Origin of the sequence: Campylobacter sp. RM6914 (genome assembly GCF_004803835.1) — a bacterium.
Classification (GTDB): domain Bacteria; phylum Campylobacterota; class Campylobacteria; order Campylobacterales; family Campylobacteraceae; genus Campylobacter_A; species Campylobacter_A californiensis.
Genome location: NZ_CP012545.1, coordinates 779,817 through 795,224, shown reverse-complemented (window position 1 = coordinate 795,224; position 15,408 = coordinate 779,817). Strand labels below are relative to the sequence as shown.

The window sequence follows — 15,408 nt, the reverse complement described above, 5'->3', positions numbered from 1 at the left end:
CGCGGTTTAAGAAAAGGAAAACAAATGGAATTTAAAGTAACAAAAACCGATGGTAACGCAAGAACCGGTATATTAAAAACAGCTCACTCAGAGATCGCTACACCCGTTTTCATGCCTGTTGGCACGGTTGGCGCTGTAAAGAGCTTAGACGCTACCGATATGAAAGAAATACTAGACGCTAAAATCATACTCGCAAACACATACCACATGTACTTGCGCCCAGGAAGCAATATAGTAAAAGAGTTTGGCGGACTTCATGGATTTTCTAAATTTGACCGCTCGTTTTTAACCGATAGCGGTGGATTTCAAGCTTTCTCACTTCGTTCAAACACCAAAAATGACGATGGCGGTATAAAATTTAAGAGCCACATCGATGGCTCAACTCACTACTTCACACCAAAAAGCGTGCTTGATACACAGTATGACTTAGGAAGCGACATTATGATGATACTTGATGACCTTGTGGCACTTCCTGCTGAGAAAAAGCGCGTAGAGCTAAGCCTAAAACGCACGATTAAATGGGCTGATGAAGCGATAAGATATCATAAATTTAAACAAAATGAGGGCGTGGGTCTTAAGCAAAATATCTTTGGTATCATCCAAGGTGGCACGGACTATGAGGCACGTAAATTTTGTGCACAGTCGCTTTGCGAGATGGACTTTGACGGTCTTGCTATCGGCGGGCTTAGTGTTGGCGAAAGCAACCAAGAGATGTATGACACGGTTGAGGGAGTGATACCATTTACCGACCCGGCGCGTCCGCGCTATCTCATGGGCGTAGGCACACCTGAAGACTTGGTAGAAAACGTAGAACGCGGAGTAGATATGTTTGACTGTGTTATGCCTACACGTAACGCAAGAAATGGCACGCTTTTTACAAGCTTTGGCAAGATAAATGTGAAATCGGCCAAATTTATAAATGATCATGCGCCGATAGATTCAGAGTGTGACTGCTATACCTGTCGTAACTACTCGCGCGGGTATTTAAACCACCTGTTTAAGGCACGTGAGCTTACATTTTTCCGTCTTGCAAGCCTACATAACCTACACTATTATCTAAATTTAATGAAACAAATTCGCGAGGCGATAGCAAATGGTGAGTTTGCTAAATTTAAAATCAACTTTTACGCAAAAAGAAAAGTAAATGACTGATATAGTTCGTAGTATATCGGGGTATTTTTACACCGATATGTATGAGTATTTATACCTTGCAACAGACGATAGTGCTAAAAGTTATAAATTTATCTTTAAAGAGGGTAAAATTTACACAGATGACGGCATAACACAAATAAACGCTAACGATTTTATCGTCGTCATTAAGAAGATAACAAGTGAGTTTAGAAATAAAATTTAGAACACTCAGCCCAGCTTGAAAGTTATGAAAAAATTTATACAAACCATAGGTATTTTTCAAATTTTATAAAAAACACCCTGTTTTAAAGTATGAAATTCATAAATTTCAAAACAAAATTTCACACTTTTACGAAGCACTTGCCATATGTCAAAACGAACAGCCTGCATTAAAAAAACTACTGCAAAACTATACATATGAAGCAAATATCTTTAAAAACGTAGTAAATGAAAATGCCGTAAAAGCCGAAGAGATATTTAACTATATACAAAACATAAGAAACGAGAAGATAAACCGCAACATCTATACGCTAACTCTGCTTTCATTGCTATTTTTGCCGTTAAATTTTATCACAAGTTTTTTTGGGATGAATACAAGCGGAATGTTTCTAAGCCAGATGAAAAATGGAACCTTTGTGCTAAGCATAGCGATGCTTGTCATTGTTATGATTTTGATTTTTGTATTTTGGCTTAAAAAGTAGAAACGAAGCCTTTGGCTTACACAAAGCTTCGTTAAATTTTATTTTTTCTTAAAAAATCGTGAAATTTTAGCCTGCAATTTAAACTGCTCTGCAAGCTCCATTATAGGGTAAGCTCCTGCGTATTTTTTACCGCCTTCTAAATTTTTGCTAACGCCTCCACGTGCAGCTACTTGCGCAAAGTCGCCGACACTCACATGTCCTGCAGAACCGCTTTGTCCGCCCATAACAACGTTTCTACCAAGTATAGTTGAGCCAGCAAGTCCTGTTTGTGAGACGATAAGACATCCCATGCCAAGTTCACAGTTGTGACCTATTTGAACCAAATTATCAACCTTGCTAAAATCAGCCACAATAGTGCTTTCAAACACGCCTCTATCTATCGTAGTGCATGCACCGATCTCTACGTAATTACCTAAGACAACATTGCCGTTGTGGTAAATTTTGACATGCTCGCCTGTTTTTGTATGTGCATAACCAAACCCGTCAGAGCCTATGACACAATTTGCAAGCAAATGACACTCATCACCTACGATACAGTCGTTATATATCACTACGTTTGGATGGATTATGCAGTTTTTGCCGATTTTTACATTATCGCCTAAAAATGCCCCCGCCATAATGACGGTATTTTCCCCAACCACAACATTTGATCCGATATATACATTTGGCATTATATTTGCGCTAGGATCTATGCTTGAGTCTTTTTTCTCGCAAAATAACGGCTTTGCGTAATCCTTACTAAGTATGGCAAACGCTAAATGTGGATTATCACACACCAGTGCCGTCATGCCCGAAGGAACGAATTCAAGTAAATTTTTAGTTACTAAAATTGCTCCCGCATTTGAACCGCTTATAAATTTAGCATTTTTCTCGCCGTCACAATACGTAAGTTCGGCTTTATTTGCATTTTTAAGAGAATTTAATGCAAAAATTTCAATATCTTCTCCGTCAAAACTCGCGCCCGTTTTTTGTGCAATTTCACTTAATTTCATCTTATATATCCATCAAAACCGATCCACCGCGAACGATGTCTACCGGATTAAATTTCTTTATCGCTTTTAGGAAATTATCTATCCTATTTGCATCATCGGCAACCATAACAATGATATAGTTTTCATTTGTATTTGCCACGCTTCCATTATATGCTTTTAGTATCGCATCAAGCCCACCAAAATTTTCATTTAGAGGAATTTTGATAAGAGCCATCTCTTTTTCCACAAATTCACCGCTTTCTATAACCTTGTAAGTGGGTATGAGCTTGTGAAGTTGCTTTACTATCTGCTCTAAAACTCGCTCATCTCCGCTTGTAACGATACTTAAACGAGAAAAACCGCTTTCAGGGATAGGGGCAACAGTAAGACTGTCGATATTGTAACCTCGCCCGGCAAAAAGCCCTGAGATCCTAGATAAAACTCCGTGTTCGTTTAAAACTATAACTGATATTACTCTTCTTATTGCACTCATTTTTGACCCTTATCATCAAGTATCATGTTGTATATCGCAGCCCCTGCAGGAACCATCGGAAGAACATTTTCAAAGCGATCTACCACGACGTCGATAAGTGAAATTTTATCGCTCTTAAGTGCTGTGTTTAACGCATCTTCAAATTCTTTTTTGGTTTTTACCCTAAAACCTACTCCACCAAAACTTTCCGCAAGCTTGACAAAGTCAGGCTGGATACTAAGATCAGTGTTTGAATATCTATGCTCATAGAAAAATGTCTGCCACTGACGAACCATACCCAAAAAGCTGTTGTTTAAGATGATATTTACAACTGGCTTTTTATCAACAACCGAGGTCATAAGCTCTTGGATATTCATAAGAATAGAACCATCGCCGGTAAAATTTATAACAGGCTTATCGCCAACAGCCCATTTTGCACCAAGAGCAGCAGGTAAACCAAAGCCCATAGTCCCTTGACCACCGCTTGTTACAAGCTGTCTAGGTTTGTTAAAGGCAAAAAATTGCGCAACCCACATCTGATGTTGTCCAACATCGGTGGACACAACTACATCATCGCCTACCATTTGTGATGTTTTTTCTATAACCCACTGAGGTTTTAAAACTTCCTCGCTATCTGTGTATTTCAAAGGATACAAAGAGTTGTAGCGAGCTAAAATTTCACGCCATTTTTCAAAGTTTTCAGGTTTAGCATTTATGCGACCCATGAGTTCACTAAGAACTGATTTTAGATCGCCAACTATCGGAAAATGTGCATTAACTATTTTTGAGATAGAGCTTGGATCGATGTCTACGTGAATTATCTTAGCGTGTTTTGCAAATTCGCTTAATTTACCTGTTATCCTATCGTCAAACCTAGCTCCCAAGGCTATCAAAAGATCGCTTTCGCTAAGAGCCATGTTAGCAACATAACTTCCGTGCATACCTGCCATGCCTAAATTTAACTCGTCATCATCTCTCATAACACCAAGCCCCATAAGCGTAGTTATGGCAGGAATTCCTGTCTTTTTAGCAAATTCTCTAATTAGCTCACTAGCTCCGCTTATGATCGCACCGCCTCCTATATAAAGCAGCGGTCTATTGCTTGCTTCGATGATCTCGGCAGCTTTTTTTATCTGTTTTGCGTTGCCCTTATAAGTAGGCTTGTATGTCGGGATATTTATCTCTTTTGGATACTCAAATTTTCCTATAGCAGCAGTTATATCCTTTGGTATATCGACATGAACAGGACCCGGTCGTCCGGTGCGAGCTATATAAAACGCTTCTTTTAAAATTCTAGGCAACTCTTCAATATTTTTAACTAAGTAGTTATGCTTAACACAGGGACGGGATATGCCGACCGCATCTATCTCTTGAAATGCGTCTGTTCCGATTAGTGATGTGGCGACTTGTCCGCTAATGAGCACCAAAGGGATGCTATCGCTATATGCCGTAGCTAAGCCCGTAACGGCATTTGTAAATCCTGGTCCTGAAGTAACAAAAGCAACTCCTACTTTACCGCTAGCACGCGCATAACCGTCTGCAGCATGAACGGCTGCTTGCTCATGACGAGTAAGAACATGTCTAAAATACTCTTGCTTATATGTTTCATCATAGATATTTAGCGCAGCACCGCCAGGATAGCCAAAAACAACTTCGACACCCTCGAGTTTAAGCGCTTCGCTGATCATTTGTGAGCCGTTTAACTCTTTCATTATTTATCGCCTTACTTTTAAAAATTTGTGTTAGATTATATCTCAAATTACGTTAAAATCACATGATTTTGATCAAATTTAAGCATAAATTAAAAATTTTTGTTACACTTTTTGAAATTTTTACGTAGTTTAAATTTATTAAACGACCCCTCAAGTGAGTGAGCCGTTTAAATTTGAAGCATTAAAAAGGCCAGATGGCTTCCATTATGCGAGTTCCCCATGGTTTTTTGGTAGATCTATCAACATCACCCTCTGTTTTATATAAAATTTTTGCGTCAGCGATATATCTTGAGTCTATTTCGTTTGTTTGAGAAATGTCATACGGGCGTATAACACCGCTTACTTGCATAATCTGCTTTTCACCGTTTATTAAAAGTTCGCGATTGCCCTCTATGAAATAATTGCCATTATTTAAAATTTTAATTATACGTGCCGAGATAGTTGCGTTAAAGCGCTCGTTTCTACTTGTTGTTCCGCTGCCATTAAAAGAATTCTCTCCGCCTGCACTAAAGCCTATGTTGCCGTATTTATTTAGCTGTCTTGCTACATTTGATAACGGTGAGCCTCCTGCAGTAAAAGTACCGGCTCCCAAAGAGGTTGTGCTGTTTTTACTTGTTTGTTTGCTTCCTGTTGATGTTTGACTTGCAGTCTCTGATATCACGATAGTTACGATATCATTTACATTCATAGCTTTACGATCCGAAAATAACGGGTCTTTTCCGCGACCGTAAAGACTTCCTGCGTTACTTTGACCACTTCCACTATCTTTTGACGGTAGTTGCTCGACATAAACCGGTGGCTCCATATTAATATGCGGATCAACGCTTGGGGTGCAACCTAAAAAAAGTAAACTCGTAGCAAAAATCGTCATACAATTTCTAATTCTCATAAAAAACCTTAAAAATTTTTCTATTTTTATGCTAAAATCAAGCAAATAAAGTTCCAAAAAAGGTTTCAGGATGAATTTTTGTTACACTATTTGCGATGAAAATTTCTCTTATTTTAAGCGAAATATCTTAAACAAATTTAAAAATATCGCAGAATTTGAAATATTTTTTACACAACAAGATAAAGATGATTTTACAAACTCCAACGAAAAGGAATTTTTCCTTAAACTCATAGAAAAATTTGAAAATTTAAAAGCACAAAACGACTTTGTTATCATAAAAGGTTGCGAAAGTTTTAGCGTGTTTGGGAAAAATGAGCTAAATTTAAAAATCGCAAAAAATTTAAATGCTCCGATATTTGAGCTAAAAAATTTAAAGGCATTAAAAAGCCTAAATAAAAATTCAAAGCTTTTAATAACCGATAGTGTAGATGAAATTTTAGCTTCAACACAAAATATAATCACGCCTTATAAATTTGCATACGATCTTGCAAAAAGAGCAAAGAAATTTCATAAAAACGTAGTTTTAGTAGAGAGTGAAGATGAGAGAATTTTAAAAGCAGCCGACATTTTATTAAAACAAGATGCGGTTAAGATCACACTTTTGGGCGATAAAAACAAAATAGACAAAAACGCTTTAAAACTAGGACTTGATCTAAAAAAAGCTACTATCATAAATCCAAAACAAAACAACCACTCAAATGACTTTGCCGATAAAATTTACGAGCTTAGAAAAACAAAAGGTATTAGTATAGAAAAAGCGCGCGAAATGGCGTGCGATCCGACTTATTTTGCCACCATGTTGGTTTATGAAGGCTTGGCTGATGCTATGGTAAGCGGGGCAAATACAAGCTCTGCTGACACCATACGCCCTGCCCTTCAGATAATCAAAACAAAACCGGACACAAAACTGGTTTCTGGCGTATTTTTTATGGCGATGGATGAGGAAATTTTTGCCTTTGCCGACTGCGCTATAACGCCAAATCCAAACGAAGAAGAGCTTGCAAGCATAGTTGTTAGCACGGCAAAAAGCGCTATTTCTTTTGGTATAGAGCCACGCATAGCTATGTTAAGCTACTCAACCGCAAATAGTGGAAGCGGAAAAGATGTGGAATTTGTAAAAGAAGCTGCGAGGATAGCGCTAGAGCTTGTTCCTAGTTTAAAAATAGCCGCACCGATACAATACGACGCGGCGATAGATATGGATGTGGCAGCCAAAAAAATGCCAAATTCAGATGTAGCAGGACAAGCAAATGTATTTATCTTTCCAAATTTAAACTGCGGAAATATCTGCTATAAAGCCGTCCAAAGAAGTGCAAATGCCGTTGCGATGGGTCCTGTGCTTCAAGGACTAAACAAGCCTGTAAATGATCTAAGTCGCGGTTGTTTGGTTGAAGATATAGTAAATACAGTCCTAATAAGCGCCATACAAGCAGGAGAGTAATATGAAAATTTTAGTTTTAAATTCCGGAAGTAGTTCTATAAAATTTCAACTATTTTTAATGCAAAATGAAGAGAGTATCGCAAGCGGGATAATCGAGCAAATCGGTGCGGAAAAATCAAGAGCCGTTTTAAAAGCAAACGGAAAAGTTTATGAAAAATTTTTACCCATACAAGATCACCACGAGGGACTTGAGGTTATGAATGAGCTATTTAGAGAGTCAAACACTCTTCATGATCTAAGCGAACTTGACGGCATAGGACATCGCATCGTCCATGGAGGAGAAAATTTCTTTAGCTCTATGCTAGTAAACGATGAAGTTATAAAAAAGATAGAAGAGACCAGCCCACTGGCACCTCTTCATAACCCAGGACATATAGCGGGGATTAAAAACGCAATGCAAAGTAGTAAAAACGTCCCGCATGTAGTTGTTTTTGACACGGTGTTTCACCAAAGCATGCCAGAATACGCCTATAGATACGCTCTTCCATATGAAATTTGCAAAGAACATCATATAAGAAAATACGGCTTTCACGGCACTTCTCATAATTATGTTTGCAAACGCGCGGCGACCTTAATGGGTATAGATCACGATAAATTTAACGCCATTTCCCTTCATCTTGGCAATGGCGCTAGCGTATGTGCGGTGCAAAATGGAAAAAGCGTAGATACTTCTATGGGACTTAGTCCGCTTGAAGGACTTATAATGGGAACTAGAAGTGGCGACATAGACCCTGCAGCACTTGTCTATCTGCTAAACGCAAACGTGCTAAAATGGGACGAGATAGATACATTTTTAAATAAAAAAAGCGGGCTATTTGGAATTTGTGGCTCAAGTGACATGAGAGATGTGGTTGCTAAAATGCAAAGCGACGAACGAGCAAAACTTGCTTTTGATATGTTTTGTTACCGTGTCAAAAAATATATCGGTGCATATTACGCAGTTTTAGGCAGAGTTGATGCGATAATCTTTACCGGTGGTATCGGCGAAAATGCTCCAAACACACGCCAAAAAATTTGTGATGATCTAAAAATTTTAGGCATTCATATCAACCACGATTTAAATTTTGATACCTCAAATTCATCAGAAAGATGTCTTGATGAGGACGATGCTAGAACAAAGGTCTTTGTAATACCGACAAATGAAGAGCTTGAAATAGCAAGAGAGACAAAAAAAATCATAGAAAACAGAGGTAAATAATGAGAATTTTACTTGCGTGCGTGTTTATGTTTATACAAATTTTTGCAGACCAAAGCGATATAACACAAGAAATGAGCGCCTTAGAGCAAGGGTGTAAAAACTCGGTTGCAAAGGACTGTTACCGTCTTGGCATTATATTTGAAATGCAAAAAAATCAAGCCAAAGCCGCAGAGTATTATAACCTTGGTTGTGAGCTTGGCAACATGAGCGCATGCCATGACTTCGCGATCATATCGTTAGAAATTCCTGACGCTAACAAAAGCAAGATAGGCGATTAAATTTTACTCGCCTCTTGTTTGAGTTGCATTATCTTCTTTTAAATTTTCATTTGCGTTAAATTCGTTAAAAAGCTCGCTATAACGCTCTTTTGCACGCTTTATAATTTCATCTTGTATCGTAAAATTTTCTTTTAAATTTAAGATATTTTCACAAGCATTTAGATAACCAAGCTCATCACAACTTTTCATTAAATATAAAATTCCAAGCTCCAAGCTATCTCTTTTTTCTAGTCTTGTATCAAGCTTAGGACTTACTTCATCGTTTATATACATAAGCCCTAGCTCCTCGCAAGCCATATCGTCATTTGACTCACACCCTGCATAAAATATCTCAAATGCAGCGTTAAAATTTCCCTCTTTTAGCTCATACATGCCCTTATCAAAGTCGTCGATGTCAAAGCTAAAAGCCAAAAGTATAAAAAATAAAAACAATATAATCTTTTTCATTACATAAAACTCGGTGCGTCGTTTGAAAACAATACAACATCGCCTATTTTAGTGTTTTTTGCCAAAATTTCTTGCATATTAGCCTTATCTTTTATGATGATTATCTGCGGTTTTATTATACTTTTTAAAAGCGCTTGTGCATTTAATGGGCTTGATATCATAACAACATCAAAAATTTCATTTATGATCCTACCAAGCCTTTCGTTTTCTTGCGGACTTGACTCAACAATACCGGGAGTTATTAATACCTTTCGTCCCTCGAATGTGCTCACAAGCTCATAGCTAGCACTCATACCTGCAAAATTTCCGTTAAAGCTATCGTCTATTATCAGCTTTCCACCTGCTTCTATCTTTTGCAAACGATGTTCTACGTTTTTAATTTTTGAGAGGTTTTTATCTATCTTCTCTTCGCTTACACCAAGAATTTTAGCCACTTTTATACATGCGGCTAAATTTACGGCATTAAATTTACCAAGCAAGTTTGCGTGATAGCTTTTACCATCAAGTATGAAATTTAAGCCACTAAGATCAGCCTTTACATCGCTTAAGCTTTCATCATAAATTTCTTGTTTATCATCTGGGTTTTGTAATGTCGAGCTATGTAAAAAAGCTGCTTCAAGCCTTTTACTACAAAGCGCCTCAAGCTTTGTTGAGCGTATGTTTTCAAGACTTTTAAAATACTCAATATGCTGAGCACCTATCTCACCAACTACGACAATGTGGGGATTTAAAAATTCCGTAATCTGAGCTATGTCACCCTTAAGTCTAGCGCCTGCTTCGGCTATATAAATTTGTGTCTGCGAAGTCAAATTCTCGTTTACGTCTTTGATCAGCCCCGTCAAAGTATTTACGCTTCTTGGTGTCTTATGGCATATAAAATCATCTCTTAAAAGCTCAAAAAGAAAATTTTTGATACTTGTTTTTCCGTAACTTGCAGTGATTAGGATTATTTTTAGTTTAGGCAAAAGAGCTAGCTTTTTATCGGCTTTTTTTCTAAAATTTAAAGCATTTATCTTTTCATAAAAATGACTTAAAACCAATGAAGCTGCGATAATTAACAAAACATCGGTATCAAATTTACCATTTATAATAAAATTCATAACTCCAAAAGAGACAACAGCAAGTGTTAAAAATATAAAAAATCTCTTAATTCTAGCGGTAAAAATAAGCTTCTTGTCAAGCTTTTTATGCCACAAATAAAGACTTGGCAGATACGCAAAATAAAAATAAATATAAAAATACTCTCCAGTCGTATAAAAAAGAACAAGCGGAACTATGGCAAAAAAAACGTGCCAAAGCGGTTTTGTAAAATGAAAAACAACTCGCTCAAAACGATAAGAAAACCACTGAAAGCAAGTTATCGTATAAAACGATATCGCATAAATAAAAAATACCTTACTAACATTAAAAAACAACTCCTCTAGGCTCACCTTATCTCCTCTATACCACTATCTTCTTGCAAATCTATATCGACCATAGTATCGACACCCATGCCATCTTCTATCGTTTGCGATATAAATTTAGCATGAAGTAAAAAGAAAAAATGATCGCCCTCAAGTGGAAAAAATTCGCTATTTTTTATAAATTTATGTATCTTCTCGCCACTTTTTAGACTGGTAGCTCTGTCGTTTTTACCCCAAAATATTAAGGCTTTATTTTTAAAATTTTTAAATTTAGATGAAAAGTCCTCGTCAACAACGTTTTTTAGGGTTTCATACATAATTCTACTCATCCCGCTTACATCTTTTGAGGCAAAAAGTCTATAGAATTTACCAAATCCCAGTAACTTAAAAAGCTTGAAAACAGCTATCTTAAACCTAACTGACAAAGGCTTTTTCTCAACTATGCCAGCAGAGCTTAGAAGAACTAAATTTGCAGGCTCAAGTAGTGTTGCAACCTTACCTCCAAAGCTATGACCTGCGATGATAGCGGGTTTAGTTGAAAGTTCGGCGATAAAAGCACGAATGATTTTCGCGTAGTCTTTTGTTTTTAAAGGAGAGTTTATACTGCTTGCTCCAAAACCAGGCATATCGACATAAATATGACAAAAATTTGTCAAATGCGCACCAAAAGCCTTTTTCATTATCTCTTTGTTTGCACCCCAGCCATGCAAAAATAATATGGCGTTTTCACATTTTGGATTTAAAATTTCATAACTTATATCATAGCTTTCAAAGCCGACTTTTATCTTCTTACTCGCCATTGTTTTCTCGCTTTTTAGAGCTATAAATAGCCTCTAGGACGGCTACCGCTTTTTCCAGACGTTCGTATTCGCTCATGTTTAATAAAACAGCCTCAAATTTGTTGTTTTTTACGATAACCGCGCGTTTTATCTCGTTCTTGCTTATCCTTGTTAGGATAGAGCTAAAATTTCTCACAACCTCGGTTGCGGTATAAATTTCATCTTTACTAAACGTAGTCATAACATCTCTTTACATAAAATTTTATGTAAAATTTAACATATTTTTATTTATGATTTGCTTACGTTCTTATACTTTTGAGCCTTTTGAATGCACTATTGAATTTAAAAATTTATAATCAACTTTGATGTTTTTTGGTTTTGTAAGTGAATTTGCCAACTCATTTAAAACACCCTCAAAGTCATCAAAAAGATAGTTTGCCAAGCTTCCAGGGTTTGGATTTATCTCATTTAAATACACTTTATCATCTATAACGAAAAAGTCGCAACGTATAAGCGCTCCATCAAACCCGCACTCGTAAATTTTTGCAAATGCCGACTTTAGTTCATCTTCGAGCTCTTTTGAAATTTCAGCTTTAGCGACTTTGTTTTCATTTGAAAAGCTAAGATATTTTTGTTCATAGTCTAAAAATTCTTTTTTTCTTGGCTCTTCAATGATAGAAAATTTAATCTCACCATTTATCTTACAGCCTGCTAAATTATACTCTTTAACACCCTTAATGAAAGGCTCGACTAAGACCTCATCGTCAAATTCAAATGCGACATCTTGTGCGTATTCAAGTTCACTTTCATCTTTTACGACGCCAACTCCGATACTACTTCCTAGCCTAAGCGGCTTTAGGATAAAGGGGAAATTTATAGTAGGAAGCTTGCCTCTTTTTATAACCTCGTATTCAAGCGTTTTGACATTAGCTTTTTTAGCTAAAAATTTAGTAAGTTCTTTGTTAAAACTCAACACGCTAGCCTCAAGTCTAGGCCCTATATACTCGATACCGTAAAAATCAAACAACGACGCTATCTTGCCGTCTTCACCATCCATGCCGTGGATAAGATTTATATAGATTTCGGTTTCAAGTTTTTTTACACCAAAGAGTGAATGTGTGTAAAATCCGCCTTGAGACAAGAATAGTTTTTTACATTTTTTATACTTGCCTGTGCTAAAGAAATTCGCTCTCATGTCGTCTTTTTCTATAAGGTAGAAGTCACGCTCCCCATCGCAAAAAACAAAAGTAAGCTCTTGCTTTAAGATATTTTTTAACACGATAGCGCTTATTATGCTTATTTCATGTTCGTAACTTTTAGCCCCAAAAACTATACCTAATTTCATATTTTTCCTTTATTTATGCTAATTTTTTAAGTGCTTCTTTTATAAGATCGCTAGTATTTAAACTCTTGCACTCGGGTAAAATTTTAACTATTTTTTCTCTTTTAAAGCCAAGCGCTTCAAGCGCAAGTAGTGCTTCTGACTGATGACTTGGCACACTCTCTTCGCTTATTAGTTTTGCGTCACTTAGCTCTGCAATTATTCTACGAGCAGTCTTTGGACCTATACCTGGGACTTGCTTTATCGTGTCGGCATCTCCGTTTAACACGGCATTTGTAAAGCCATTTGGAGTAAGACTTGAACAAACCGCCATTGCCGTTGATGCGCCTATTCCGCTAAGTTTTATCAACATTTCAAACATCTTTTGTTCGTTAATGTCTAAAAATCCATACAGTAAATTTGCATCTTCTCTAATAATCTGAGTGATATTTAGTTCTATCTTGGTTCCACTTTCAAGTTTTGCAGAACAAAACAGCGATATAAACACCCCATAACTAATCCCGCTAAGTGTTTTTAATACCACAAAACCGGGGTCTTTTTTAGTTATTACACCCTCTATAGCCTTTATCATTCTTTTTCCTGCTTTTGTTTTTGCTCAAATTCTTCCAAGCGATTTGACCTTTTTATTTTGTATTCTGTCTCGCCGTCTTCATTTTCTACCTTTTCTAGGCTTATAACGCGAGCCATTTCATTTTGTTTTGTAGAGTATGTGATATTTTGAGGGGGGTCAACTAATATAAATTTGATCTCATTTAAGTCTATCCAAGTGCTTCGGTTGATTATCTTTGCTTCAAAAATGCTGTTTTGCATAGCATTAAGCTTCTCTTTAAGAGTAAGTATCAGCTCTTTTTTATCTTTGTGCTCTTTTAATAAAGAGTTATACTCGGTTACTAATTCTTGATACTCTTTTAGCTTTTTCATAAATGTAACCGGAGGTATAACCTTTGACTTTGTAAGCTCTTCAACCTTGGTCTTTATGAGATAGATAGAATTTCTGTTTTCATCTATAATGTTTTTCTTAACACCTAGATGTTTTTTTATCGATACAAGCTCGGCTCGAAGCTCCTCTATATGCTTAACATAAGTTTGCATATCTTCTTCAGAGTCATCTTTGATCCTGCCAGTATCGATGATAAATCTATTATTCGTTCCGCGAAGGTATTTTACCTCTATTAAATTTTGTGCAGTTAATGTGCAGTTTGAGCCAAGTGTTTCTACATAGATATTTTCAGCAGTTATACTACCACCTATGACACTTTTAACCGTTACATTTTTGCCAACGACGCTACCATTTTCAAGCCTATCGATACTCACGTCATCGCCCTCAACATACCCTATATGTATGCCTATATTGGCATCTTTTGCGTAAATTTTAGCCTTTGCATGAGTTTGCCCGCCTATAACCACGCGATTTGCTTTTACAACGGCATTTGAGGCGACATTGCCCTTTATCTCAACCTCGTTAGCCTCCACGACTACACCTGTTCCGATGGCATCTTTTACAGCATCTGTCTCTTTTACGACAAGGGTTACGTTTGAGTCAAGTCCGGTTTGAACAGAACCTGTGTTTTTAAAATTTATCTCATTTATCTCAAGGTGATCTTGTATGTCGTAAACGCCTTTATCTTCTATTACATAACCAGAGGTTTTTGCCGTAAATTTAACCGAGACCTCATCTTCTGTGCGGATGATATTTGGAGTTATATTTATCTCAGGTTCACCATCGACTTTAGCTTCTGGGACATATATAAATTTACCCCTTACATCACGTCCGTTTGAGCCATTTTTTGGCTTTAGTTGCTCTATTATCAGCTCATCTTCCATAACACCAAGCAAAAACCCGCGACTAGCGTAGTCTATCTTGTCCTTGTTTTCTTCGTTATCAAATTTAGTTTTATAATGATATATAGTTTGAGCATCGATCGATTTTACGGGATTTATACCGCTTGTTAAGGTAAAAGTTCGTTCAGTATCTATCATGTCTTTTACACGTAAAATAGACGCTATACGAAGCAACTCTTCTTTTGCATCACCCATTCTGATACCTATCAAAATTTGGGCTTTCATAAGTTGCTTGGCAATATAGTCAAACATTATCTTTTCATATCCGAGCACATACTTGCATTCGTTACTTCTATGAACCTTGACTATGATCTTAGTAACAAGGCTGTTTACTCCGATAGAAATTTTAGGAAGTTTTATAGGCTCTTCCAAACGTTTATCATAAAATTCCAAATGGTAGTTTTGAGTAATGTGAAGCTTTGTATCCAAGAAAAATTCATCATCATCAAATATCTTAAGCTCGTCCTCATTAAGCACTACCGGTTCTAAATTTTCTTCGTTAGTATAAGAAGTTACGATGTTTTGTATGCGAAAATCAATAAATTCTACAGGTATGCCGTGATCCGCACTAAGTTTGCGCATATAGACATACGGAGAATCTGTTTCTATTTGTATTGGAGCTAGAAAATTTTCTTGCTCTTTTATGTTTTCGCTCAAAAATTTAACCTTAGATAAAAAATGTCAGCTATTATCTCAAAAAAATAATTAAAGTTGGGTTAGTATAAACGCCAAATTTTTGCCATAGCTAGCCTGTTGTTATCAAAATTTTACGAAAAACGTAAATGTTATTCCCTTTTAAAAT

The 15,408-nt window shown here is 36.6% G+C and carries 17 protein-coding genes; 6 read left to right on the top strand and 11 right to left on the bottom strand.

Going from position 1 to position 15,408, the window contains the following annotated elements:
• Window positions 1-24 precede the first annotated feature (24 nt).
• The 3 genes from tgt to CCAL_RS09350 all read left to right on the top strand — a co-directional run bounded on the left by tgt (window position 25) and on the right by CCAL_RS09350 (window position 1,832).
• On the top strand, window positions 25-1,152 hold the full coding sequence (tgt, locus tag CCAL_RS04180; protein ID WP_170017002.1) for a tRNA guanosine(34) transglycosylase Tgt: 1,128 nt from the start codon (window positions 25-27) through the stop codon (window positions 1,150-1,152).
• Window positions 1,145-1,354, top strand: coding sequence for a hypothetical protein (locus CCAL_RS09355; protein ID WP_228026760.1), 210 nt, complete (start codon window positions 1,145-1,147; stop codon window positions 1,352-1,354). The genes tgt and CCAL_RS09355 overlap by 8 nt, the downstream gene beginning before the upstream one ends.
• 94 nt (window positions 1,355-1,448) lie before the next feature.
• The gene (locus tag CCAL_RS09350; protein WP_335890515.1) at window positions 1,449-1,832 is read left to right on the top strand and encodes a CorA family divalent cation transporter; all 384 of its coding nucleotides are present in this window, start codon (window positions 1,449-1,451) and stop codon (window positions 1,830-1,832) included.
• Window positions 1,833-1,870: 38 nt separating this feature from the next.
• On the opposite strand, the gene lpxD is transcribed toward CCAL_RS09350, so the two are convergent.
• The 4 genes from lpxD to flgH all read right to left on the bottom strand — a co-directional run bounded on the left by lpxD (window position 1,871) and on the right by flgH (window position 5,876).
• Window positions 1,871-2,824 (bottom strand): UDP-3-O-(3-hydroxymyristoyl)glucosamine N-acyltransferase, encoded by a 954-nt coding sequence (lpxD, locus tag CCAL_RS04170; protein WP_170017004.1) that lies wholly within the window; start codon window positions 2,822-2,824, stop codon window positions 1,871-1,873.
• A gap of 1 nt (window position 2,825) precedes the next feature.
• Window positions 2,826-3,287: an acetolactate synthase small subunit gene (ilvN, locus tag CCAL_RS04165; RefSeq protein WP_169938530.1), complete on the bottom strand. Its 462-nt coding sequence runs from the start codon at window positions 3,285-3,287 to the stop codon at window positions 2,826-2,828.
• Between the two features lie 5 nt (window positions 3,288-3,292).
• Window positions 3,293-4,987 carry an acetolactate synthase large subunit gene (locus tag CCAL_RS04160; RefSeq protein ID WP_170017006.1) on the bottom strand — a complete coding sequence of 565 codons (1,695 nt, stop codon included), beginning with the start codon at window positions 4,985-4,987 and terminating at the stop codon, window positions 3,293-3,295.
• 181 nt (window positions 4,988-5,168) lie between these two features.
• Entirely contained in the window at window positions 5,169-5,876 is a 708-nt protein-coding gene (flgH, locus tag CCAL_RS04155; protein WP_169938488.1) for a flagellar basal body L-ring protein FlgH, read from the bottom strand.
• Window positions 5,877-5,946: 70 nt separating this feature from the next.
• On the opposite strand from flgH, the gene pta reads away from it, so the two are divergent.
• From pta to CCAL_RS04140, 3 genes are read left to right on the top strand one after another with little or no spacing between them, the layout of a single operon-like run.
• Window positions 5,947-7,317, top strand: coding sequence for a phosphate acetyltransferase (pta, locus tag CCAL_RS04150; protein WP_170017008.1), 1,371 nt, complete (start codon window positions 5,947-5,949; stop codon window positions 7,315-7,317).
• A 1-nt stretch (window position 7,318) separates the two neighbouring features.
• Window positions 7,319-8,515: an acetate kinase gene (locus CCAL_RS04145; protein WP_169971774.1), complete on the top strand. Its 1,197-nt coding sequence runs from the start codon at window positions 7,319-7,321 to the stop codon at window positions 8,513-8,515.
• Entirely contained in the window at window positions 8,515-8,793 is a 279-nt protein-coding gene (locus CCAL_RS04140; RefSeq protein WP_170017010.1) for an SEL1-like repeat protein, read from the top strand. The genes CCAL_RS04145 and CCAL_RS04140 overlap by 1 nt, the downstream gene beginning before the upstream one ends.
• 3 nt (window positions 8,794-8,796) lie before the next feature.
• Here the strand turns inward: CCAL_RS04140 and CCAL_RS04135 are convergent, their stop codons facing one another.
• The 7 genes from CCAL_RS04135 to CCAL_RS04105 all read right to left on the bottom strand — a co-directional run bounded on the left by CCAL_RS04135 (window position 8,797) and on the right by CCAL_RS04105 (window position 15,263).
• Window positions 8,797-9,240 (bottom strand): sel1 repeat family protein, encoded by a 444-nt coding sequence (locus CCAL_RS04135; protein WP_170017012.1) that lies wholly within the window; start codon window positions 9,238-9,240, stop codon window positions 8,797-8,799.
• Window positions 9,240-10,670 carry a Mur ligase family protein gene (locus CCAL_RS04130; protein WP_172285064.1) on the bottom strand — a complete coding sequence of 477 codons (1,431 nt, stop codon included), beginning with the start codon at window positions 10,668-10,670 and terminating at the stop codon, window positions 9,240-9,242. Before CCAL_RS04130 ends, CCAL_RS04135 begins: the two co-directional genes overlap by 1 nt.
• Window positions 10,667-11,443 carry an alpha/beta fold hydrolase gene (locus CCAL_RS04125; RefSeq protein ID WP_170017016.1) on the bottom strand — a complete coding sequence of 259 codons (777 nt, stop codon included), beginning with the start codon at window positions 11,441-11,443 and terminating at the stop codon, window positions 10,667-10,669. The genes CCAL_RS04130 and CCAL_RS04125 overlap by 4 nt, the downstream gene beginning before the upstream one ends.
• Window positions 11,433-11,663 (bottom strand): type II toxin-antitoxin system Phd/YefM family antitoxin, encoded by a 231-nt coding sequence (locus CCAL_RS04120; protein WP_169938503.1) that lies wholly within the window; start codon window positions 11,661-11,663, stop codon window positions 11,433-11,435. The genes CCAL_RS04125 and CCAL_RS04120 overlap by 11 nt, the downstream gene beginning before the upstream one ends.
• 66 nt (window positions 11,664-11,729) lie before the next feature.
• Window positions 11,730-12,767, bottom strand: a complete 1,038-nt coding sequence (locus CCAL_RS04115; protein ID WP_170017018.1) for a D-alanine--D-alanine ligase — start codon at window positions 12,765-12,767, stop codon at window positions 11,730-11,732.
• Window positions 12,768-12,780: 13 nt separating this feature from the next.
• Complete coding sequence (ruvA, locus tag CCAL_RS04110) at window positions 12,781-13,335, bottom strand: Holliday junction branch migration protein RuvA (RefSeq protein ID WP_170017020.1); 555 nt, start codon at window positions 13,333-13,335, stop codon at window positions 12,781-12,783.
• Window positions 13,332-15,263 carry a flagellar assembly protein A gene (locus tag CCAL_RS04105; RefSeq protein ID WP_172285063.1) on the bottom strand — a complete coding sequence of 644 codons (1,932 nt, stop codon included), beginning with the start codon at window positions 15,261-15,263 and terminating at the stop codon, window positions 13,332-13,334. Before CCAL_RS04105 ends, ruvA begins: the two co-directional genes overlap by 4 nt.
• Between the last annotated feature and the right edge of the window lie 145 nt (window positions 15,264-15,408).